We start from the raw sequence: 21,782 nt of genomic DNA on the forward strand, positions 1-21,782 counted from the left end.
AAAGCGCTACGGGCAGTCATGCTATCGGGCATCTGATATAACCGTATCCAATGTTATTTGGGTCGTGGGTGGTTTATCTTACTCTTTTTCTTAGTTGTCTTCTTCTTGGGCTTCTTCTGGCCGCTACTGGTGTTGCCGTTGCGTGACTCAGTAGCGGCGTTGGATTTTCGGGCTTGGGAAACCGCATTGTCGCGATGCTGATTGGCGGACGATTCGGAATGTTGTTGGGCTTGAGCGTTCCGTTCGGCGGCTTGTGGACGGATGTTTGGCGAATGGATCACACCATCTTCTGGTTCGCCATTTTCACGGACGTAAGCCTGGATCCTCTCGCTCGACCGCTCCCCGGCCTTCCTCTGTACCGCTGCCCATTCTTCGGGCGTCTTCGCACTTTTTCCGGCCGGGCCGTTACAGCCGATGCAGAGGATTTTGGTGTCTTCGCCATTCTTGCCGCCGGTACCGCCGGCAGACTTTGGAGTCTGATCGTGATCGAACTGGGCACGGTTGGGCGGGATCTTGTCCCCCGTCTCCAATGTGCCCTCCTGGCGATACACCCGCTGCCCACACGCCGGGTTCTCACAGTAAAGATTCCTGTCGGGGTTGCGCGCCACTCGATCCTCGGTGACAAGATCTTTCACTTTCGGTGAAATCGTTCCGCCCGTAGGCTTGGGCGCGACACCTGGAACCGGGAGATCAGGCCCCGGTGGCGCGTTCGGTGCTTTGGGGGTTTCTACGCCGGGCAGGGGTGGTTTGGCTGCGGCCGGTGCCCCAGCGATGTCGTTGGCCAGCTGTGTGGGTGGGGTAGGGGCTCCGGTGGCGGTGTCGATGACCTTTTTGGCGGCGTTGGCTACATCGTCGGCGTGGGTGGCCAATTCTTCGGTGGCCTTTTCGGCGACCTCTTTGACCGCGGCCTTCGCCGCGCCTTGCGGGGTGACCATCGACATCACACCCAGCACGTTCGACCAGGTACCCAGGGCCTGGTTCTCGGGGTTCAACGCGGCGGCGATATCGACCCCTGCTGAGGCGAGGTTGACCGCGGAGCTGGCGATCATCGCCGCCCCAGCCGGCCCGCCGACCCCGGTCAGTGCGAGGGCGACCCCGCCGACCAGGACCGCGGATTGCAAGGGGTTGTTCTTCACGAACGTCCCGACCGCGGTGGCACCGGCCACCGTAGCCGAGGCGGCGGTAGTGACCGCATCCCCGACCGCACTGGCAGCACTGCTGATCGTCGAGGTGATCGAATCGAACAATCCAGCCGGCAGCGGTGCCCCACCCAAACCACCGACATGCAGCGGCGGGTCGACGAAGACCGGCCACACGGTGTCGGGGCGGGGATCGATCACCTCGGCCAGGGCATAGAGCTGCGGGGCCACCTTCTTGACCACATACGATGCAGGCACCAAACGACCTGTGGCATCCCGGGTTTCCGCCGGGGCGAACATGCCGACGGTCTCGGCGGTCGGGGTGGCCCGGTTGATCGTCAGGTAGCCGTTGGTGTGGGCCAGCATCACCGTATCGGCCGGGGTGCGCACGAAGGTGGTGACCATCCGCACCCCACCAGCGGTGTTGATGCGGGCCACCGTGCGGGTCCCGGTACCGGTGTTCTCGGCCAGCATGTCGAACCCGGCACCGGTATCGGGGTAGACCACCTGCCCACCGCTCGTGTGCTGGGCAGCACCCAAACCACCCGGGAGCACCACCTGCACCGGCCCTGCCGGGGTGTGGCTGGTCAAACCGGCCACCGGCTCGGCAGGCAGGCCCGCAGACCGCTGCGCAGGCGTCAAAGCCGGCCCAGCCGCGACGGTAGTGGAGGTGCTGAACGCGGCCAACGCCGCGTCGGCGAACCCCTGCGCCACCGACACCGATGGCCCGTCCTCGCCACCGGCGGTCCGTTCGCGGTCAGAAAGCCAGTGCACCCCACCCACGGTCAGCGCCACCGTGACGACCAACGCGAACGCGACCTGCCACCACCGACGCGCATCCCACCACGGCCGGTCGCCCGGCAGAAAATCCCCCACGACATTCCCCCTACATCAGATCCCCCGCTCGTCGGCAACGACGAGCATTTGCAGGTGTAGTCGGGCGCCAGGCCCGAAACCGAACGCCCACTAAACCGTGACCTCGCTCACAGCAACGGTCCAGGAAGGTCGGCGCCCAGGACAGGAACCCCGCCCACGCGACGCACCAATCAAGCCGAAAGCCCCTGGACCAGGCCAAAAGCACGCGCAGTCACATATACCGGACTGAAATATCAATCACCAACAACGTCACAACAACGAGCAACAATCGATGCCATCATCACCGCCGAAGCCGTCATCGGCGCGCACTGACCGCCACGTCATGCGAAGCGGGGGGACTCGGCGGCCCGCCGCGCCGTCCCCGATCGGGGGAGATCGTTTAGATGTCTACCCGGGGGGGGTGGGTAGACAAAGGGACGGGGGACAAAACCGGGCCGCCGAGTCGCCCCCATTAGCTCACACCCGTAACCCCCACCCCCCACCCCGCTCACGCGATCCGCATCACAGGTACCCGGCGCGAACACCGATACCGACGCCACTCAACTCAAAGCCCCCGTCAGCGCATACCGCAGGCCCACTAACCGATTCGCGCCCATGCGTGCGAGACAGGATCGGGTCTGCTGCACGAATAGGTGACAGTTTGACCTGCCCTACCTGTTGGGTTCCAGTCGTGGTGGCTAACTGACGGCGGTGAGGGTGTCGTTGGTGAAGGATAGTTCGTACTCGATCGGGGTGCGGTAGCTCAGCGCCGAGTGGCGGCGTTGGCGGTTGTGGAAGATCTCGATGTAGTCGAAGATCGCGTTGGCCAGCTCGACGCGGGTTTTCCACTTCTGGCGGTCGAGTAGCTCGATCTGCATGGACGACCAGAAGCTTTCCATCATGGCGTTGTCGAGGCCGTCGCCGATGGATCCGAACGACGGAACCAGCCCGGCAGAGCGGATCTTCTCCCCGAAAACCCAAGAGGTGAACTGGCTGGGTTCCGTGGTCGGCGTGGACGATGCCACCGGCTTTGGGGCTACGATTGCGGATGGCCATATCTAACGCGTTGACCACCAACGTGGCATCGGCCTTCGAGTCCATCGACCAGCCCACGATCAGGCGGCTGAACGCATCGAGCACCGCGCAGCAGTACAGCCATCCTTCCCGCGTGCGATGTTGCGTAATGTCAGTGACCCACAGTTCATTTGGAGTCAGTCGGTGGAACTGGCGTGTTCCCGCTGAATGAGTCCAGCCGGTCTTAGAGTCCTGTGGCCCGATGTCGGGCGAGAAGGGACGATGAAACGTATGGCTGGTCGGAAGCGGAATTCCGCAGAGGACATCGTGCGCAAGCTGCGCCGCGCTGATGAGCTGGCTGCCGAGGGTAAGACTGGCGAGGAGATCGCTGCCGAGCTCGAGGTGTCGGCGGCGACGTTGTACAACTGGCGCCGCTCCTACGGCGGGATGGACACCGACGCCGCCAAGGAGCTCAAAGAGCTGCGCGAGCAAAACGCCCGGCTCAAGCGGCTGCTCGCCGAGGCCGAGCTGGTCAAGGACGCTTTGCGGGAGGTCGCGAAGGGAAAATTCTGGGCCCAGCTGCCAAGCGCCGCGCCGTCGACATGCTCAGCACCACGCTGGACATGTCGGAACGGTTGGCGTGCAAAGCCGTTGGGCTGGCCCGATCCACTTGTCGCCGCCTCCCGCAAGCGCAGACCCCGGCTGATCCGGACGCCGAGATGAGGGCCTGGCTGCGCTCCTACGCCACCAAACACCCGTGCCATGGGTTCCGCCGCGCCTGGGCGGCGTTGCGCTACGACGAGCGCCGTGAGGTCAACAAGAAGAAGATCCACCGGCTGTGGCGCGAGGAAGGCCTACAGGTCAAGATTCGTAGTCCGCGCAAGCGGGCTGGGGTGTCCTCGATCCCGCCGATCGAGGCCGACGCCCCGAACGTGGTGTGGGCGATTGACTTCCAGTTCGACTCCACGATCGATGGCAAAGCCATCAAGATCGCGTCGATGGTCGACGAACACACCCGGGTCTCGCTGCTGAACATCGTCGAGCGGTCGATCACCGCCGAGCGGCTCGTCGACGAGCTCAAGAAGGTGTTCGCCGCGGCAGGCGGACCACCGAAGGTACTCCGGATGGACAACGGACCAGAGTTCATTTCTCAAGCACTGCAACAGTTCTGCGACGGCCGGTTCGGTATGTCGTATATCCCGCCGGGCACACCCTGGAACAACGGACACATCGAATCGTTCAACAACCGACTACGCAAGGAGTGCCTCAACCGCAACCACTGGAACACCCTGCTGGAGGCCCGCGTGGTCATCGGCGACTTCAAGGATGACCACACCCGACGGCACCGACACTCGGCCTTGGGCTACCGAACGCCGGCCGAGTACGCTGCGGCCTGCAGGTGCACCCACACCCCGGTGGCCTGCAGCATCAACTGAATCTGGATCACACCAACCCGACTCTAGAAACGGGTGGACTCAGAAACGGGGACTCGCCAGTCGGACTGTGAAAGAACATCCTGGATGGCGGGCTCGAAGGCTTCCGCTCGCACTGCGAACCGAGTTCGTGAAGCTGAGCGTCCTTCACGGAAGCGGTTGTGCGACAAGATCTGATTGACCTCGTTTCTTCAGATACGAGACACCACCCCTCATATCTCAGTCCCGAACGTTTAGGTGGGTGCTAAGACTTGGGTTCCGTTCAGCATGGCTTGTGAATCACGTTGATACGTCGGGTCGCTGGGCTGGGTGGTAATGCTGGTGACGGCCACGGTGTAGAGCTTGTCGCCGACCGTGGGGGCAACGATGAGGGCGGTCACGGTTTGAGTGGGACCGCCTGGTGCCGCATCCACGGTGTAGTTGAGGGTGAGGGCGGGGTACCCACATACGACGGTGCTCTGCTGGCTCTTGAGCTGGGGGTTGGTGCGGTTCTTGGTGAGGGCTTTGTAGCTGCCGTCTAGCAGGTGTTGTGGCGTCTTTTGATTTGTAGAGTCCCCGACCACGGCAGTGAGCGCTGGCGCGTAGTTCCCCTGCTGAAGGCTTATGTTGCGCAGCACGATGGGTGCAGTGGCGTTGATCAGCTCGGGCACAGAGTCCCATGAGGGCGGCTGGGGTACTCGGACGCCGGGACTGTCAGCTGTTGGAGCGGCAGTGGCCCAGCGGTCCGCAGTCGCCGCCGGGCACGTGCCCGGGGCGGGGTCGCTGGGCGGTGACGACACATTCCGATTGGGCTGGCTGCAAGAAGCCAAAGCCACCACCATCAGCGCGGCGGTGGTGGCACGTACCGCAGATCGCGGGTGAGGTCTCATGATTGACGATCCTTTGCAAATAGACCGAGGACGGGAAAAGAACCAGCCGTCAATACCCGACGCCATCAGCTCACACACGCGGCGCCCGTACCTCAACTCCGCCAATCTGATTCGCATCACAGCTGGCCCAGACCGGGCGGGTTTGTGGCTTCCGGCGGCGCACTCTGACCTAAGCGTGCTCAGTCGAAAGTCCAACATCCTTTTTCGACTGTGAGATCGCCGGCCTCGCCGTAAGGAATGAGGCAGTCAGAATACAGTCTCTCGTAGGCCGTTTCGGAAGGAATATCGACGGCGAGGATGGCATCCCAGCTTGTCAGTTGGTAGGTGCATCCTGCAGAGGTGACCCCCGCTCGCACTGCGGCGATACGGGAGTCGGGCAATTCGTGGTCCATGTAGACACGGATAGTTGAGTGCCCACCCGATTTGATCTTGTGGTCGAAGTGAAGATCATCGTCTGGTCCAAGTTTTCCCTGCACTAGGTCACCCACCGCTATGTCAACGACAAACGCAGGAATGCTCGCTATTCGGTAGGTAAAGAAGGCCTCATCGGGCTGAGCCCATACCGATTCCCAGTCAGCTGGCGGCCACCCGCGATCATCGACGTCGAGTTTGAATTGCAGGTACCGGCTGCCTTCTGGACGTGTTGACGGGTTGGGCTCGAGGATAAATATTCGCTCACCAGACACGAAGGTTTCCCCTTCCTATGACTAAACCCAGATCTGTCAGGGTGTTCAACGAGATTCTCCCGGCACGATGGCCACCCTAGGGGCGAGGGTGATTGATCTTGCTCTTCCTTCTCGGCTTCTTCTTGTCGCCATGTTTGTTGCCATCGTGCCCGGAGCTATCGCTTGTGCTCCCGCGGGTCCCTTGCGAGTCCGACTGCCGAGCGGAGTTGGCAGCATTGGTTCGCTGTGTCTCGGTGACTTCCTGAACCCGTTCCTGTTGCACTTGGCGCTGTTCAGCTGGGCTAGAAGGCCGACGTTGGGCATCGCGCAATGCGCGCCGGATCACCTTCATTGATTGTTGGGACGGTTGCATTCCTTTGCGCTTGAGCCAATCCATCACTGGCTGATCGCGTTTCGACTGATTGCACCCCGTGCACGCACGGTCGAGGTTGACCTCTGTGTTCTTGCCCCCCTTGGCGCTTGGGACAATATGTTCGGTCTGCCCATCAGTTACTTTTCCGCAATACAGACAATGCACCGCGGTGTCCCCGTTGCGGGCGGCATTGCGTTCACCGGCCAGTGCTCGTTGAGTGGGTGACGCCGGCGGGACACGTTCAGACAAAGGGATGTTCCCGGGCCGAACTTTGGGGACTGCACCGTCGGGCCCCATGGGTGCCGGCGTCGGGCAGTTGTGGACGAGGACTGCTGCGGTGAGGGTGGCGATGTAGAAGGTGTGGGTGGTCTCGATGGTGAGGTCCCACATGTCGGCTGTACCAGGGACCTGGGTGTGGCCGGCGACGTGGGCGACGCTGTCGTAGAACGGGGTGGCGAGCTGGTCGCCGGGGCGCAGGTCGGTGGCGTCAACCCACCCGGCAGTGTCTGCAGGCGCCTGGGTGGTGGTGTTGGCCAAACCGGTGATCGTCGACCCAGTGGTCTGCGCCTGGGCGCGGACAGGGCTGTAGAACGGGTGTCTGGCGGTGGTGTGCACCACTGAGGTGACATCGGCGGGGTTGGTGATCGTGAGGTCGAGCAGGTCGGTGTCGTGGTTGACCAGCACCGCCGCCACCGCCTGGCCGCTGGCGCGTCCGGTGTCCGGGTCGGTGGACCAGACTCGATCCCCCACCTGTAGGGCCGCGATCGGTCGCTTTGATCCATCAGCGAGTAGCACCAGCGTGTCCGGGCTGAACGACTGCCCCGCACACGGAACCCGCTGCGCCAACGGCGTCACCGGAGTTTCGGGCGCCTTCACCGCTGGTGGTGCGTTGGGGGCTTTCGGAGTCCCGACACCGGGCAGCGGTGGCTTCCCTGCCGCGCCAGCCGCGGTGATCTCCTCGCGGACCTGAGCTGGGTTGGGCACGACTTTAGTCGCATCAATGATGTCGTCGGTGTGTTTGAGGGCCTGTTCAGCGACGACTTCGGCCGTTTCTTCGGCGATCTTCTTCGCCGCACCGGTCGGGGTGAACATCGTCGCGGCGTCAGCCAACGTGGACGCCACACCCAGGGCTTGGTTGTCAGGCATGGCCTGTGAGGCGATCTGCAAACCGGCAGCACTCACATTGGCGACGGCGGCGGCGATCGCGGCTGCCCCGGCTGGCCCGCCCACACCGGTGACCGCGACCGCGGCACCGGCGACGATGATCGCGGTTTCCATTGGGTTGTTCTTCACGAACGTGCCCACAGCTTTGGCCCCGGACACCGTGGCCGAGGCGGCAGTGGTGACCGCGTTGCCCACTGCGCTGGCAGCACTGCTGATCGTGGAGGTGATCGAGTCGAACAATCCGGTCGGCAGCGGTGCCCCACCCAAACCACCGACATGCAGCGGCGGGTCGACGAAGACCGGCCACACGGTGTCCGGGCGGGGGTCGATGACCTCCGACAATTGGTACAGGCCGGGTCGTAGTTGACGCGCCACGTACGACGACGGGACGAGTGTGCCTGTGGCGTCGCGGGTTTCGGCCGGGGCGAACATGCCGACGGTCTCGGCGGTCGTGGTGGCCCGGTTGATGGTCAGGTAGCCGTTGGTGTGGGCCAGCATCACCGTATCGGCCGGGGTGCGTACGAAGGTGGTGACCATCCGCACCCCACCGGCGGTGTTGATGCGGGCCACCGTGCGGGTCCCGGTGGCGGTGTTCTCGGCCAGCATGTCGAACCCGGCACCGGTATCGGGGTAGACCACCTGCCCACCGCTGGTGTGCTGAGCAGCACCCAGGCCGCCGGGCAGTACCACCTGCACCGGCCCCGCCGCAGTGTTCGAGGTCAACCCGGTCACCGGGTCGGCCGGCAACCCCGCCGCACGCTGCCGCGCCGTCAACGCCGACCCGGTGGCGGTGACGGTGGTGGATCCACTGAATGCGGCCAACGCGGCATCGGCGAATCCTTGAGCCAGCGACACCGGCGCCACACCGGCACCGGGCCGGCCTCGGTCAGAAAGCCAGTGCACCCCGCCCACGGTGAGCGCCACTGTGACGATCAACGCGAAGCTGACCTGCCACCACCGACCGACATGCCACCCCGACCGGTCACCCGGCAGAAAATCCCCCACGATCATTCCCCCCACATCAGATCCCCGGCCCGCCAGCTACGACGAGCATCTGCAAGGTGTAGTCGGGCGCCAGGCCCGAAACCGAACGCCCACTAAACCGTGACCTCGCTCACAGCAACGGTCCAGGAAGGTCGGCGCCCAGGACAGGAACCCCGCCCACGCGACGCACCAATCAAGCCGAAAGCCCCTGGACCAGGCCAAAAGCACGCGCAGTCACATATACCGGACTGAAATATCAATCACCAACAACGTCACAACAACGAGCAACAATCGATGCCATCATCACCGCCGAAGCCGTCATCGGCGCGCACTGACCGCCACGTCATGCGAAGGGGGAGGACTCGGCGGCCGCCGCGCCGTCCCCGATCGGGGGAGATCGTTTAGATGTCTACCCGGGGGGTGGGTAGACAAAGGGACAGGGGGACAAAACCGGCCGCCGAGTCGCCCCATTAGCTCACACCCGGCACCCATAAATCCCGCCCCGCTCGAGCGATTCGCATCACAGCTTCCCCGATGCGCGCGATTCGCCGATACCGAGGCCACCACCATCCATCCCAGACCCCCGTCACCGAATAGCGCATGCCCACTTACTAATTCGCGCTCCGGGCACGGTCGTTGTTCGTTAGCTCACCGGTTTGGTGCAGATGGCGAATCGGCGTATGGGGTGGGTGTAGCCGCCGTCTGGGCAGCCTTGCACGGTGGTGGTGTTCAGGAGCTGGTTGGCGGCTTTGAATCGGTTGATTGCCGCTGCGTCGTCACACGCTACTTTGGTGATTTGCATGCCAAGGCTGATGCAGCCGGTGGCGTCCCACGCGAGATCGAGGCATGCCGTCCATTCCTGTCCGGTATCCCGAAAGTGCAGATATCGGTCGGCATCTTCGACACATTCTTGGGGAACGGTGACTCGCTGAATCACGATGTAGGCGTGGGGTTTTGAACAGTCAACGATGTTGAGTTGTGATTGTTCAGCGATGCCTTCGACGTTGCCGCAGCCGCCCACCGGCGCTTGGGTCTCACCTTGGTCGGTGGTGGCGGCGGGAACTGGGAATTGGCCGGGGATATGTGCGTAGTCGGGCGCCGGTGGTGCAGTGGTTGCCGAACTGAGCTGATTGGGCTGCGCAGCGGGGGTATTGGTGCACGCGGCGACGGAAAGCGCCAGGCAGATAACGAGTGCCAGACGGGCACGTTTGTGAAAGGTCATGGTCAGCGGCCTCAGTCGCCAATTGGTGTTGGTGGAATTGTCGGCCGTTGGTATGGGGATACCCACATGGCCTGGTCGTCGACGACGGTCGGTTTCATCGGCATGTTTCCATCGGGGCACGGGGGCCAACTCACCGACTTCCCCCTGACCCGGAGCCCCTCGACCATCGCTGTCGAAATTTGGTCAGCGACCCTCACAACCTGTTGGCATGGGCCACGAAGAAGGTAACAGTGATGATCGTGGGGGATCTTCTGCCGGGTGACCAGTCGGGGTGGAGTGCGCATCGGTGGTGGCAGGTGGGCTTCGCGTTGATCGTCATGGTGCCGCTCGCCGCGGGTGCCAGCCACGCCGTCACAGCTCCGCATCGGCGGAAGGCCGTTGACGTGATCGAACACAAGTAGAAGTGATTCTGGACACGATGAAGAATTCTGGTGATTGTCAACACGATAGATCGCTCAGAGCCTCACGAGTGGGTCTGCCCTGGTGTACTTATGCCGGCGGTCGGATCTGAGGCAACTACGCGTTTGCTGCAAGGTCCGACTCCGAGTCAGCGCTCGATCACAGTCACCCGGTGGCGTGATCCTCGGGATACTGCAGGGGGAGTCTATGAGGTGCCTTCATTTCGGACGTGCTCGGTTGTCCATGATTGCCGTGGTAGCCGTCACCATCGCTGTTCTGTTCGTGGGTACGGGCACTTCTCACGCAGGTCTGGACAACGAGTTGAGTCTCGTTGACGGCAAGGACCGGACCCTCACCATCCAGCAGTGGGACACGTTCCTCAATGGTGTGTTCCCGTTGGACCGCAACCGGCTGACCCGTGAGTGGTTCCACTCGGGTAAGGCCAAGTACATCGTCTCGGGCCCGGGCGCGGATGACTTCGCCGGCACGTTGGAGCTGGGTTACCAGATCGGCTTCCCGTGGTCGCTCGGTGTGGGTATCAACTTCAGCTACACCACGCCGAACATCCTGCTCGACGACGCAAATCTTAACCCCGTCAACGTATCTCTGGGCGCCAACGGAATAAGCGTGGCAGCCAATCCGGCCTTCAACCCGGTACAGGTGGTCACGCCGAACCTGTTCCCGGGTGCGTCGATCAGCGCGGATCTGGGTAACGGCCCGGGTATCCAGGAAGTGGCGACCTTCTCCACTGATGTTTCGGGTGCCAATGGTGCGGTGGCGGTGTCGAATGCGCATGGCACGGTGACCGGTGCTGCCGGTGGTGTGCTGCTGCGTCCGTTCGCTCGGCTGATCGCCAAGGAGGGTGACTCGGTCACCACCTACGGCGAGCCCTGGAATATGAACTGAGGCACAATGATCCGACACCTCCACTACTGACAGATCAAACCTCCTCGATCCCCCTAGAGATATGCGATCACCAGATCGACATGGGCGCGCAGACCGTTGAGCACGCCAGCGTTCGCTGTGGAGACAACTTATCTGCTTGAGGGCGGATCAGCCGGCCTCGGCGGTGCTTTCGTCAAGGAGCGTTTGGTAACGGTGGCAACCGGTTCTCGCTTTATGGAGTCGATCGCCGGTGTAGCGGCGGAGTGCGATCACCATTGCATCGGCCAAGCTTTGACTCACTGACACGATGACATGGAAAATATTGACGCAGAACCGATCACGGTCAGCAAGCCAGTGAATCTCGCCGGAAATGACTGCCACCTTAACGATCAAGGCGAAGTTTCACTGTAGCCAGCGGCAGATGCAAGAACCACGGCCGGTCACACGTCCAAACGACACCCGAGGAGAATGGCCTACCTAAACTGCGAGAGTTCTAGGACCTATCGGCAATGGCAGATAGGCTCGACAAGGTTAGTCGGGGTTAGACAGGCAAGGGACTGTGAACCGTCCCGGGTTTGATGCCGCTTCCTTCTGTGAGAAGGATGGCGAGTATGGCCAAGCATTACCCGGTCGGGCAGCGCGAGCGTGCGGTGAAGATGGTGCTCGATCATCTCGGTGAGTATCGGTCGGTGTATTCCGCCTGCCAGGCGATCGGTCCGAAGGTCGGGGTTGGTGTGGAGTCGCTGCGTCGGTGGGTGTTGCAGGCCCAGGTCGATGCCACCGAGCGTCCGGGTGTCACGACTGCTGAGGCGCAGCGCATCCGCGAACTCGAGCGTGAAGTTCGGGATCTCAAGGAGGCAAACGAGATTCTGAAGGCGGCCTCGATTTTCTTCGCGCGGGAGCTCGACCCGCGCCACCGCTGATCTGCGGTTTCATCGACCAGATGCGCGCGGCCGGATACCGGGTCGAGTCGACCTGCGCAGTCCTGCGTGAGCAGGGTGTGCAGGTTGCCCCACGGACGTATCGCAACTGGAAGACCGCCGGCCCCTCAGCGCGGAAGCGCTCGGATGCGCAGCTCACAGACGCGCTGCTGGCCACCGTCGGCACTCCCGAGGGCATGTACGGGCGGCGCAAGATGACCGCCTACCTGCGCCGGCAGGGCCACCGCGTCGCCCGATGCACGGTGGACCGGCTGATGCGCGACGAGGGCCTGTCGGGCATCACTCGCGGCCGAAGGCACCGCACCACCATTGCCGACAAGGGTGCCGATCGGCCAGTCGATCTGCTGGACCGCGACTTCAGCGCCGCCGCACCCAACCGCAAGTGGGTCACCGACTTCACCTACGTACCGACCTGGGCGGGGTTTGTGTATGTGGCGTTGGTGATCGACTGCTTCTCCCGGGCGATCGTGGGCTGGCAAGTGTCCAAGGTCAAGGACACCGCCATGGTCACCACTGCGCTGAAGATGGCGTTGTGGCGCCGTGATCATCACGGCCGGCAGGTGTCTGAAGGGTTGATCCACCATAGCGATGCCGGATCGCAGTATACGTCGATCTCTTTCGCGGAAACCCTTGTGCTAGAGGGTATTGCGGCATCGATCGGCAGCGTTGGGGATGCCTACGACAACGCGTTGGCGGAGACCACCATCGGGTTGTTCAAGACCGAGGCCATCAGCACCGGGAGCCCGTTTCGGCCTGGGCCGTTGCGGACCCTCGACGACGTCGAGTACGCGACGATGGAATGGGTCGACTGGTACAACAACCGCCGTCTGCACAGCATCTTGGACTACATCCCACCCGAGGAATACGAGAGCACCTACTACGCTCAACTCCGAGCGTCCGAGCCGGCGATGTCTCAAACATGAAGCCGGCATCAAACTCGGGACGGTTCACTGCCCCGAGTTCAGTTGACTCGCGGGGTGTGAATTTCAGGCCGCGGTTGCAACTGGTGTGTGGAGCAGTTCGAACTCTATCGGGGTGAGCTTGCCGAGTGCGCGTTGCCGGCGGCGGTGGTAGGTCCGCTCGATCCAGGACACGATCGCCAGGCGTAGTTCGGCGCGGGGGGACCATCGTCGTCGGTCGAGCACGTTACGTTGCAGCAGGGCGAAGAACGACTCCATTGCGGCATTGTCACCGCACGCTCCGACTCGTCCCATCGATCCGTGTAATCCGTTGTGTGACAAAGCGTGGACGAACTTGCGAGATCGAAATTGGCTGCCTCTGTCGGAGTGGACAATCGTCGAAACGGGCGAACGCAAGGCCACGGCGTTGGTCAAGGCGGCCACCGCCAGTGAGGACTTCATGCGGGAGTCGATCGAGTAGCCGACGATTCGGTTGGAGTAGACGTCTTTGATGGCGCAGAGGTAGAGCTTGCCTTCGTCGGTGCGGTGTTCGGTGATGTCGGCCAGCCAGACCTGGTTGGCGGCCTGGGCGCTGAACTGACGTTGCACGAGGTCGTCGTGTACTGGTGGTCCGGATCGGCGGTTCAGTCCACGCTTCTTGGCGAAGATCGACCAGATTCGTTCCTGCGAGCACAGCCGTCCGACGCGGTTCTCGCCGGCGGTGATCCCACGCCCGGGCAACTCATCAGCGATGAACCGGTACCCGAAGGCGGGGTCATCGGCGTGGATGTCGCGGGCGGCGTTGATCAGGTGCGCATCGTCCCAATCACGCTGAGAAAGCGGTGCTTTACGCCACTTGTAGAACGCCTGGGTGGAGAATCCCAGGACCCGGCAGGTCACCGTGACGGGCACGCCGTCATCGGCAAGGTCGAGGACCAGCGGGTACATCATTTTGGGTTGGCGTCCCGCGACAAGTATCCGACCGCGCGGCGCATCACCTCCGCTTCCTGCTCGAGGAGTTTGATCCGCTTATGTGCTTCGCGCAGCTGCGCAGCCATATCGTCAGCATTGGTCGGTGACGTGGGCTGGCTGCGGCCGTCCTCGCGGTCGGCGATCTTGAGCCAGCGGTGCAGGCAGGCCTCCGAGATTCCGAAATCCTTCGCGATCTGACGCAGGGGCGCCTCGCCCTTGCGGGCCACGGCGATGACGTCGGCGCGGAACTCGGCAGGAAACGGTGTTGGCACGAGGTTGATCCTTCCAGCAAGGACGAATCCTCACAGGTCAGGAGTCAACCAAACCGGGGGCAGTCCCCAAACCGAACGGCACCGCTGGGTGATCTGGCCCAAAGTCAGTCGGGCCTGATCACTCAAAACGCATACAGGGTGAGAGCGCGGCAACCCTCGGTCTGCTCTAGCGAACAACAGAGCTCGCCTATAGTGGACCGCGACCCCCAACCCCAGCCAGATGGCCCCTAGGTCCTGTCTGTTAAACGCGGACGCGGTGGTAGATGATGGCTGCGGCTAGGGTGACTCCGCCGAGGTAGCTCAGGGCGTATTTGTCGTATCGGGTGGCGATGCCTCTCCAGTGTTTGAAGCGGTTGAAGGATCGCTCGACGGTGTTGCGGTGCTTGTAGATTCGGCCAGCGAACGCCGGTGCTCTTCCGCCTTTGCTTCCCTTGCTCTTGCGGCGCGCGATTTGGTCGCTGCGTTCGGGAATGGTGTGGGCGATCTTGAGCTGACGTAATCGGGCCCGGGTCGAGTCATGCGAGTACGCCTTGTCGGCGAGCAGCCGGAATCTCGGGCCGTCATGGGCAGCCAGTAGCGGCCACAGCATCGGGTTGTCGCCGGCCTGGCCCGCCGAGAGTGCCATGGTGACCGGGCTGCAGCGCTGGTCGGCCAATGCGTGGATCTTGGTGGTCAGGCCGCCACGGGAGCGGCCAATGGCGTGGTCGTCGGGCTCATCGGGGTATTTGTTGTAATTCGATAGATCCCCCTGTGTGACGGCCCGGGCGTGCCCCGGCGCCGTGCTGATGCACTCGCGCGCTGGTGGAATCCACCGACAACAGCATCTCAGTGAGCTCGGTGTCCTCGTCCGCGAAACAGGCAGTGACCTCAGCGAAGATCCGCGCGTAGGTGCCGTCGGTGGACCACCGCAGGTGCCGTTCAGCTACGGACTGCCACGCACCAAACTCCACGGGGAGATTACGCCACGGAGATCCGGTGCGGTACCGCCAGATAATGCCCTCCAGCGTACGGCGATGATCGTTCCACGGACGACCGCGACGTCGCCCAGAAGGCATCAACGGTTCAATCACCGACCACAGTTCATCAGAAACCACACCAGTCCGAAGCACCTGAACAGCATCAGGCACAACACCATTCACATTAAGCAGACACGCCCTAGACCCCCAAATCGGTCCGCTGATACCGGCGTGCTTCACCCGGCTGCAGATTCGGCGGTGCCGGCTGGCCGCGGCAGCCCTGTCTGCACATCCAGACTGTGTACTAGTTAACTGCGGAGGCGAAGTGTGTCAGCCGTTACCCCTACAGCGAACCGCTCTGCGTCGCGCAGACTCTAGGCTCAATGTGTGCCGCATACATCGATCGACACCCATTGTGCGCGCTGTCTGCAGACAGCCCCGCCGGTGGGCGATCCTGCTGAGCAGTTGTGGACACCACTGGTCATTAACTCGCGGTGGGCCTTCGTCATTGAATGCCCTCAGTGCCAAGAGGATTCGTAGAGTACTCTGGGAAGCCGTCCAAGGTTCGACGCCATCAGGGTCTGCTGCAAGATCAGATGGAGGGCAAATACCTGCCGACTGTGCCCTTCTGACGTGGCGCCCGCCGGATCGTGGCCGGCCCTCCGGCTGGGTCGGCCGCGCCCCAGTCCCTCGCAAATCAGGCATCCTCTCAATTCAAACTACTTAGGTCACTTCATGTTTCGGACTTATAGTGAGGAATCCCGACTCATGGTAAGCCGATTGACAAGTCGGCGCGATCCACTCGTACTCACGCTTGGCGTCCGACCACTGTGACAATCGGGCTCAGGTTCGTCGCCGGTTAACTGGAGGTGCGCGGACCGCTGGGCGAACGCTGGCGTTCTGCTGAGAATAAAGCGATCGAGGGGGCTTTCGGGACCTAGGCAGTGCACGCTGCGGTCTGATCAGCCGCCACACGGGACACCTCAACATTCAGACAACCGTGTGGTTGTGGGAAATGCAGCGTTCGTGGAACAGAGCCCGATACAGCCAGCGTGAGACAAATCGCCCCAGAACTCAAGGGGCGGGGCATGGCTGTCAGCCTTTCGTACAGGCCGTCCGTTAGTCACCGCGACTGGAACCCAGCAGGTAGGGCAGGTCATCTGAGTTGGCTTGCCCGGGACGGGTGGGCTGGAAGGATGTCAGTGTGCCTAGGCCTTACCCCCGTGAGTTCCGCGACGACGTCGTGCGGGTCGCCCGCAACCGCGATGATGGCGTGACGATCGAGTAGATCGCCACGGATTTCGGTGTGCACCCGATGACCTTGCACAAGTGGATGCGCCAAGCTGATATCGATGAGGGCACCAAGCCCGGCAAGAGCACCGGTGAGTCTGCTGAGCTGCGGGATGCGCGGCGGCGGATCAAGTTGTTGGAGCAGGAAAACGAGGTCCTGCGCCGGGCCACCGCGTATTTGTCGCAGGCAAATCTGCCGGGAAAAGGGTCGGTCGTTCTTGATCCGCCGACGGGTGATCGAGATCGACCGTCCTGAGGCCCGAGTGATCGGCGTGTTACCCGCGTAGGCCTTTAGCGCTCTCGCATCGGCGAACCGCATTTTATCGCCGATTTCTGCCAGAACACGGGCGCCGGCGGAATCGGCGAGGCCGGGAAAGCTGGTGATGATCTGGTAGTCGGGATGGGTCTGGAATAGCTCGCCGGCGGCCTGGCCGAATTCCACGACGCTGTGGCAGGCAGCGTCAAGGGCGGCCAAGATTGCCAGCGTTTGGCGGCCCATCGCCGTTTCGACCAGGGGTAGTTGACGCAGTTGGGGTGCACGAAGCGCGGCCTTGATTTCAGCCGCGACTTGGTCGACGCCGCGTTGGCGGCCGGCCCGGCGCAGCGCCGCCGCGGTCCGACTGACGGAGAGCTTGACGGCAGCCGCCGGCGTGGGGGCGATAGCAAGGACTGCGCGGGCCTCAGGGCTGGCGATCCCGATCTGGAACCGGCCGCGGAAGGCAGCCAGGAATGTTGAGGAGTACTCGCGCAGGAATGACCGTAACTCGTTGCCGGCCTTCGTTCGTCGCCAGATCGCGTCTTGCTGTCCTCGGGCCAGCACCGCGATGGCCTGGCAGAGCTCAGTATCGGCGGGCGTCCTGCGGTGCAGGTGGGGGTCCACGCGCAAGTGACTAGCCAGGGGTCATGGCGTCGGCGTGATCGGATTTCGTGTGGGCTACCGAGTGGAGCTCCCGGTAGCGCGCCACGGCCAATGGGTTGATCGCGTAAACGGGTCGTCCAGTGGCCCGCAATGCGGCCACCAGCAGGCCCCTTGGTGTTTCGATGGCGACGGGGATTTGATCGTCAGCGCAGTCGCCAGCTTCGGCGAGCAGTTCGATGTGTCGAGCGAAGCCGCCCGGATCGTCGGTGATGCGCTTCTTGGCCATCAGGGTGCCGTCGGCATCGACGATGGGGATGTCGTGATGGGGCTTCGGCCCAGTCGATCCAGCAGAATAGTTTCACCGTGCTCATGTCTCCCGTCAGGTCAGGGGTTGGGGTGGATTCACAACCCGTGCTGGGTGCGCAGCGCTCTACTTATGAAGCTCGGTGGCTTTCCCTCCGATGGAGCTGTTCGCAATCCCAGCGATCTGCACGGCGTCAGCCTTTTGGAAGAACTCGGTGGTTCGCGAATACCGAGACGTTCATCCGTACAGACGGCTTGCACCACGAGGTCAATCCCAGCGCCTCCCGGCCCTGCAACCCGGCCGCGACACGCTCGGTCTAGAGAAAGGACTCGGAGTCCGGGTTCGAGAAAGGCGTTTGCCGCGGCCAGGCCGCAGGGGTGAACGGAATACCCTCCCCGAGCAACGCCAGTCTCAGGAAAGACCTCCAAGGTCAGACATCACAGAGGCATTCACACTGAAGGCGGCCGATCGTTCGGAACCGAGTAGATTCTGGAGGTTGTGTTGGCATCGTCGCGGCGAGTCCCCGTTACTGAGCGGCGCTGGCTGGACGGCTTACGAACCGCTGACCGACTAGCCATCGTCCGGCCTGACCGACAGTTACCTGAACGCCAACATCGTCGCTATCGTCACGGTGGTCACGCTCGCGATCACGGTGATCGCCGCCGTGGTCGAAGCGGTCGCCCACCGCAGATGGGGCACCTGGGTAGCCACGGTCCTGGCTCCCTTCGCGGGCGTTGCGATCATCCTGACCGCGCTGTATGAGCGCGACGGCAATCTTTTCGGCGGCGGCAGCTTGGAGCTTCCGCCGCCGACCGTGTTCGCCCTGGTGCTGTTCGGGGTCGGTTTCCGTGAGGTGTGGAGCCGGGTGTGGGCGCCGCGGGCGTCGCGTGGGGTGTGATGCGGTCTGTCGCAGATGGCGTATACCGGGTGGAAGTCGATGATAGTTGAGTGCTGGGCGGGTGCCCGAGGCGATGAGCAGGGACGGGGGTCGGGCCAGGTGGACGGGCAGTCGTTTGAGCTGACCAGCAAGTGGCAGCGCCGGGTGTATCCCTGGCGCGGGTACCGCGGTTCATTCATGCGGCTGAAGGTCGATGCGATGCCGGCGGCGGAGTACGCCGCGGTAGTGGCTTCGAGAATGAACCAACGCCTGTTGGACCCCGACAGCGACCCGGCCCTCGTCGACATAGTGACCTCAGCCAGCTGGGACGCGCCCGACCCGGTCGCGCTCGGCGCGCTAGCCTGCACCAGCGTGCAGTATCGCCGTCCCGGCGCCGATCGCCTCATCGCCTGGGTCGCTGAAACGCACGGCCTCCCGGTGGCGGTCGCAACTCTATTGCAGTCCAAATTGATTCAGTGGAGTAACGGCAGCTGGGGAAGCCATTACCCGTTGCGGTACGGCACCTTCTGGTGGTCGACACCTGGATCTCAACCCGAGGTCGTGGACCTGCGGATCCGGATTGCCGGCGCGACAGACGACGACTACACGACGGTCACCGATTTGCTACGGACTGTCGATTCGTCGGCCAATGCGACGGCACTGGCGGCGTTCCTTGCCCCCACCGAGGACGACCTGGTCGAGCGGGCCTTCGCCGAGACATCGCTGCTGGCCCGAAACAGCGAACTGCTGATTTCGGCTGCCGCCAACTCGACGCAACTGTCTGCGGTCCTGGCTTCCGATATCGGCAGCCACCTCGCCGGTTACCTGTTCTACCCCAATATGTACGCCACAGCAATGGCCCGGCTCGGCGGTCCGGCCGTGCAGCTTGTCGTCGCTGCACTGGAGCAGCACCGCGGCACTCCCGAGCGCGCCGAACTGCTCGACTTGCTCTCGATGAGCCCGTCGCCCGATGCGTTCCGCACCCTGATCGCCCACCAGGAGATGCGCGGCGCCCACGCCGCCCTGCGCAGCTCCATCGCCCGCTTCCCGGCCCCCGCCCTCACCGCACTGCTCACCATCGGAGGCGAGTTGGCTCTCTACGAGGCCGAAGCGTTCGCCCGCAGCCAGCCCGACACGGTGGAGGCGCTGCTTCCGACGCTCGACCGCCAGCTCGCAGATCGGTTGCGCGAACTCACCGTAGACGACGAGGCCCTGCCCGAAGCCGACCCACTGCCGACGATCCCCACCGGCGCCGGCAAGCCCGGCCCGTGGCTGGTCGCGCAGATGCTGCCGCCGCTGCTTCTACGCGACGGACAACACCGCCTCAGACGTGATCGCGTTGACGATGTCCTGCGCGTACTGGCCGCAGGCGACGGGCCCGCCCGCGAACTCGCCAACGTCCTGTACGTGCACTGCGAGCCGGCCTCACTGGCAGCCTGGGCCCGCTCACTCTTCGTGCAATACGAGCACGCCGACTATCCGGCGAAAGACCGCTGGGCACTGACCTTGCAGGGCTGGGTCGGCGATGACGACACGGTGGACCATCTCGTCCCGAAGATCCGCGCCTGGCCCGGTGAGAGCGGAAACGCCCGCGCACTGGTCGGCTTGGATGCACTCGGTGACATCGGCACCGAGTTGGCGCTGCGTGAGCTCTACCAGATCTCCCAGAAGGTCCCCTTCAAAGCGCTGCGCACCCGCGCCGAGGAAAAGATTGCCTTCATCGCAACCCAACTGAACTTGACGCCAGAACAACTTGCGGACCGGCTCGTCCCTGACTACGGGTTCGACGGCACCGCGACGCTGATCCTCGACTACGGCCAGCGGAGCTTCACGATCAGCCTGGACGACGGGCTGCGGCCGATCTTGACCGGCGCCGACGGCAAGGTACTCAAGACGCTGCCCAAACCGAGCGCCGCCGACGACGCCGAGCTAGCGGCCGCCGCCAGCAAGCAACTGTCTGCAGTCAAGAAGCAACTGCGCGGCTTCACCACCGATCAGGCCAACCGACTGCGCCGCGCCATGCGCCACCAACGCCGACTACCAGCCGACGACTTCCACGCCTACTACGTCGCACACCCACTGATGAACATCGTCAGCCGCCAACTCGTCTGGGGCGCGTTCGACGACATCGGCCACCTGCGCACCAGCTTCACCGTGGGTCCGGACCACACCTTCACCGATCACCTGCAGCAGCCTGTAACGCTGTCTGGTGGCGAGGTCATCGGCCTGGTCCATCCCGTCCAACTTGACGACTACACGCTGAGGGCATGGCAGTCCCAGGCTGCCGAGTGGAATCCGTGGTTCGCGCAGTTGAGTTGCTGCACGAACACCCTCACGGACGCCGAACGCAACGGATCCCGCATCGAACGCGCCACGGGGTGGAGATTGCCCACCGGTGCGGTGCTCGGCATGACCAAGTGGGGGTGGGCACGAGGTGTCCCTCAAGACGCCGGGGTGCAGAACTGGATGGAGTTGCGGACTTCGACGGGTGAGATCGTCACCCTCGACCTCGAACCGGGCATCCCGGTCGGTGCCGTGACCGAGTTCCCCGAACAGGTCATTAAGGGGGTGTCGATATCGACAGGCACGTTCGGTGACATCGACCCCATCCTGGCCACTGAGATTCTCAACGACCTCGAACAGCTGTCACGACAACGGCTCTCTTAGGAGTGAGTCGTCATCGGGCGAATGGCGGTGTCCAGCCACCTCGGGTAGATTCCACGCTCCGTGGGCCCCGAGGTCAGTGTCGGCGGGCAGTGCCGCGGTTGGCAGGATTCCGACAACGAGACCAACACCTTACGCGCGTTGGTGATCACGCCTGCCCGCGGAAGTAGCTTGGATCAAGCCCGCCTCGTTGTGGCGACGATGGACGACTGGTTGTGGGCACCGCACTCCGGAGGCGGGGCTACAGTGGGCGCTCGAAGACCGCCGGCGGGAACGCCGTAAGGACCGCCGCGAGGTGGCCAGCCAGTGCCGCGACTACGACCGCCGCTGAGAGACCCTACACGGCGCGCGGAGTGTGCCTGCCCGACGGTGCCCGCAGGTTCCCCCGTCTGCGGGCACCGTCATGTCCAAACCCTTTCAACCCTGGCGCGCGAGCGCTGACGGTTGAATTTTTAAAGATGTTGGAATGCAGCAACTTTCGATAAAATGATGTACCATAGAGCTATGGCGTTGAGCAGCAAGGCCTTTCGCATCTACCGCGAAAGCGGCAGCGATAACCGCGAAAGTGGTTGCAGTGCAATGCAGAACGTAGGATGTCGGTATAACGTCACCACCACGGCACCGCGTCAGCGGTGCGAATCCGGAACCTTAGCAACAAAATCAGAGACAACCGCGTAAGCGGTTGTCGTACAGGGTGATTCGCGGGCGGGCTTGCCCGCCCGATCATGGGAGCCGGCGCAGCCGGA

Annotated in this window: 16 protein-coding genes and 2 pseudogenes; 7 read left to right on the forward strand and 11 right to left on the reverse strand. The window is 63.3% G+C overall.

Features of this window, described 5'->3' with window-relative positions; genetic code table 11:
- Positions 1-53 precede the first annotated feature (53 nt).
- Entirely contained in the window at positions 54-1,613 is a 1,560-nt protein-coding gene (locus QN239_RS32260; RefSeq protein ID WP_499017289.1) for an HNH endonuclease, read from the reverse strand.
- Positions 1,614-2,692: 1,079 nt separating this feature from the next.
- Positions 2,693-3,224, reverse strand: a pseudogene (locus tag QN239_RS32265) (IS3 family transposase); the annotation flags it as partial.
- Between the two features lie 75 nt (positions 3,225-3,299).
- Between QN239_RS32265 and QN239_RS32270 the strand changes: the two are divergent.
- Positions 3,300-4,444, forward strand: a protein-coding gene (locus QN239_RS32270; protein WP_499017290.1) for an IS3 family transposase whose coding sequence is annotated in 2 segments (ribosomal slippage) — positions 3,300-3,564 and positions 3,564-4,444 — 1,146 coding nt in all. Because the reading frame shifts where the segments join, the coding sequence is not laid out codon by codon here.
- Positions 4,445-4,674: 230 nt separating this feature from the next.
- On the opposite strand, the gene QN239_RS32275 is transcribed toward QN239_RS32270, so the two are convergent.
- On the reverse strand, positions 4,675-5,091 hold the full coding sequence (locus tag QN239_RS32275; RefSeq protein WP_499017291.1) for a hypothetical protein: 417 nt from the start codon (positions 5,089-5,091) through the stop codon (positions 4,675-4,677).
- Between the two features lie 61 nt (positions 5,092-5,152).
- Here QN239_RS32275 and QN239_RS32280 point away from each other — a divergent pair, with 61 nt between their 5' ends.
- A complete protein-coding gene (locus tag QN239_RS32280; RefSeq protein ID WP_499017292.1) occupies positions 5,153-5,302 on the forward strand; it encodes a hypothetical protein in 150 nt (49 codons plus the stop codon).
- A gap of 187 nt (positions 5,303-5,489) precedes the next feature.
- Here QN239_RS32280 and QN239_RS32285 read toward each other — a convergent pair whose 3' ends face one another.
- The 3 genes from QN239_RS32285 to QN239_RS32295 all read right to left on the reverse strand — a co-directional run bounded on the left by QN239_RS32285 (position 5,490) and on the right by QN239_RS32295 (position 9,718).
- Positions 5,490-5,996, reverse strand: coding sequence for a DUF4265 domain-containing protein (locus QN239_RS32285; RefSeq protein ID WP_499017293.1), 507 nt, complete (start codon positions 5,994-5,996; stop codon positions 5,490-5,492).
- Between the two features lie 76 nt (positions 5,997-6,072).
- Positions 6,073-8,517 (reverse strand): Hint domain-containing protein, encoded by a 2,445-nt coding sequence (locus tag QN239_RS32290; protein ID WP_499017294.1) that lies wholly within the window; start codon positions 8,515-8,517, stop codon positions 6,073-6,075.
- Between the two features lie 622 nt (positions 8,518-9,139).
- Positions 9,140-9,718: an LppU/SCO3897 family protein gene (locus tag QN239_RS32295; RefSeq protein ID WP_499017295.1), complete on the reverse strand. Its 579-nt coding sequence runs from the start codon at positions 9,716-9,718 to the stop codon at positions 9,140-9,142.
- A gap of 233 nt (positions 9,719-9,951) precedes the next feature.
- Here QN239_RS32295 and QN239_RS32300 point away from each other — a divergent pair, with 233 nt between their 5' ends.
- Both QN239_RS32300 and mspA read left to right on the forward strand, forming a co-directional pair.
- Positions 9,952-10,119 carry a hypothetical protein gene (locus tag QN239_RS32300; protein WP_499017272.1) on the forward strand — a complete coding sequence of 56 codons (168 nt, stop codon included), beginning with the start codon at positions 9,952-9,954 and terminating at the stop codon, positions 10,117-10,119.
- A gap of 241 nt (positions 10,120-10,360) precedes the next feature.
- Positions 10,361-11,023 carry a porin MspA gene (gene mspA, locus QN239_RS32305; RefSeq protein ID WP_499017296.1) on the forward strand — a complete coding sequence of 221 codons (663 nt, stop codon included), beginning with the start codon at positions 10,361-10,363 and terminating at the stop codon, positions 11,021-11,023.
- 147 nt (positions 11,024-11,170) lie between these two features.
- Here the strand turns inward: mspA and QN239_RS32310 are convergent, their stop codons facing one another.
- On the reverse strand, positions 11,171-11,395 hold the full coding sequence (locus QN239_RS32310; RefSeq protein WP_499008066.1) for a hypothetical protein: 225 nt from the start codon (positions 11,393-11,395) through the stop codon (positions 11,171-11,173).
- Between the two features lie 218 nt (positions 11,396-11,613).
- On the opposite strand from QN239_RS32310, the gene QN239_RS32315 reads away from it, so the two are divergent.
- Positions 11,614-12,866, forward strand: a protein-coding gene (locus QN239_RS32315) for an IS3 family transposase (RefSeq protein ID WP_499017287.1) whose coding sequence is annotated in 2 segments (ribosomal slippage) — positions 11,614-11,887 and positions 11,887-12,866 — 1,254 coding nt in all. Because the reading frame shifts where the segments join, the coding sequence is not laid out codon by codon here.
- Positions 12,867-12,929: 63 nt separating this feature from the next.
- Here QN239_RS32315 and QN239_RS32320 read toward each other — a convergent pair.
- From QN239_RS32320 to QN239_RS32335, 4 genes and pseudogenes are all read right to left on the reverse strand, one after another.
- Positions 12,930-14,086 (reverse strand): IS3 family transposase gene (locus QN239_RS32320; RefSeq protein WP_499017297.1). Its coding sequence is split into 2 segments (ribosomal slippage): positions 12,930-13,795 and positions 13,795-14,086, totalling 1,158 coding nucleotides; the frame shifts between segments, so codons are not numbered across the junction.
- Between the two features lie 241 nt (positions 14,087-14,327).
- A pseudogene (locus QN239_RS32325) lies at positions 14,328-15,195 on the reverse strand (IS5 family transposase).
- Between the two features lie 1,003 nt (positions 15,196-16,198).
- Positions 16,199-17,212, reverse strand: a complete 1,014-nt coding sequence (locus QN239_RS32330) for a transposase (RefSeq protein ID WP_499017298.1) — start codon at positions 17,210-17,212, stop codon at positions 16,199-16,201.
- Positions 17,213-17,222: 10 nt separating this feature from the next.
- The gene (locus QN239_RS32335; protein ID WP_499017299.1) at positions 17,223-17,477 is read right to left on the reverse strand and encodes an IS110 family transposase; all 255 of its coding nucleotides are present in this window, start codon (positions 17,475-17,477) and stop codon (positions 17,223-17,225) included.
- 649 nt (positions 17,478-18,126) lie between these two features.
- On the opposite strand from QN239_RS32335, the gene QN239_RS32340 reads away from it, so the two are divergent.
- Entirely contained in the window at positions 18,127-18,393 is a 267-nt protein-coding gene (locus QN239_RS32340) for a hypothetical protein (protein ID WP_499017300.1), read from the forward strand.
- Between the two features lie 39 nt (positions 18,394-18,432).
- Entirely contained in the window at positions 18,433-21,039 is a 2,607-nt protein-coding gene (locus QN239_RS32345; RefSeq protein ID WP_499017301.1) for a DUF4132 domain-containing protein, read from the forward strand.
- The last annotated feature ends 743 nt before the right edge of the window (positions 21,040-21,782 follow it).

The organism is Mycolicibacterium sp. Y3, assembly GCF_051188035.1.
GTDB lineage: Bacteria > Actinomycetota > Actinomycetes > Mycobacteriales > Mycobacteriaceae > Mycobacterium > Mycobacterium fluoranthenivorans.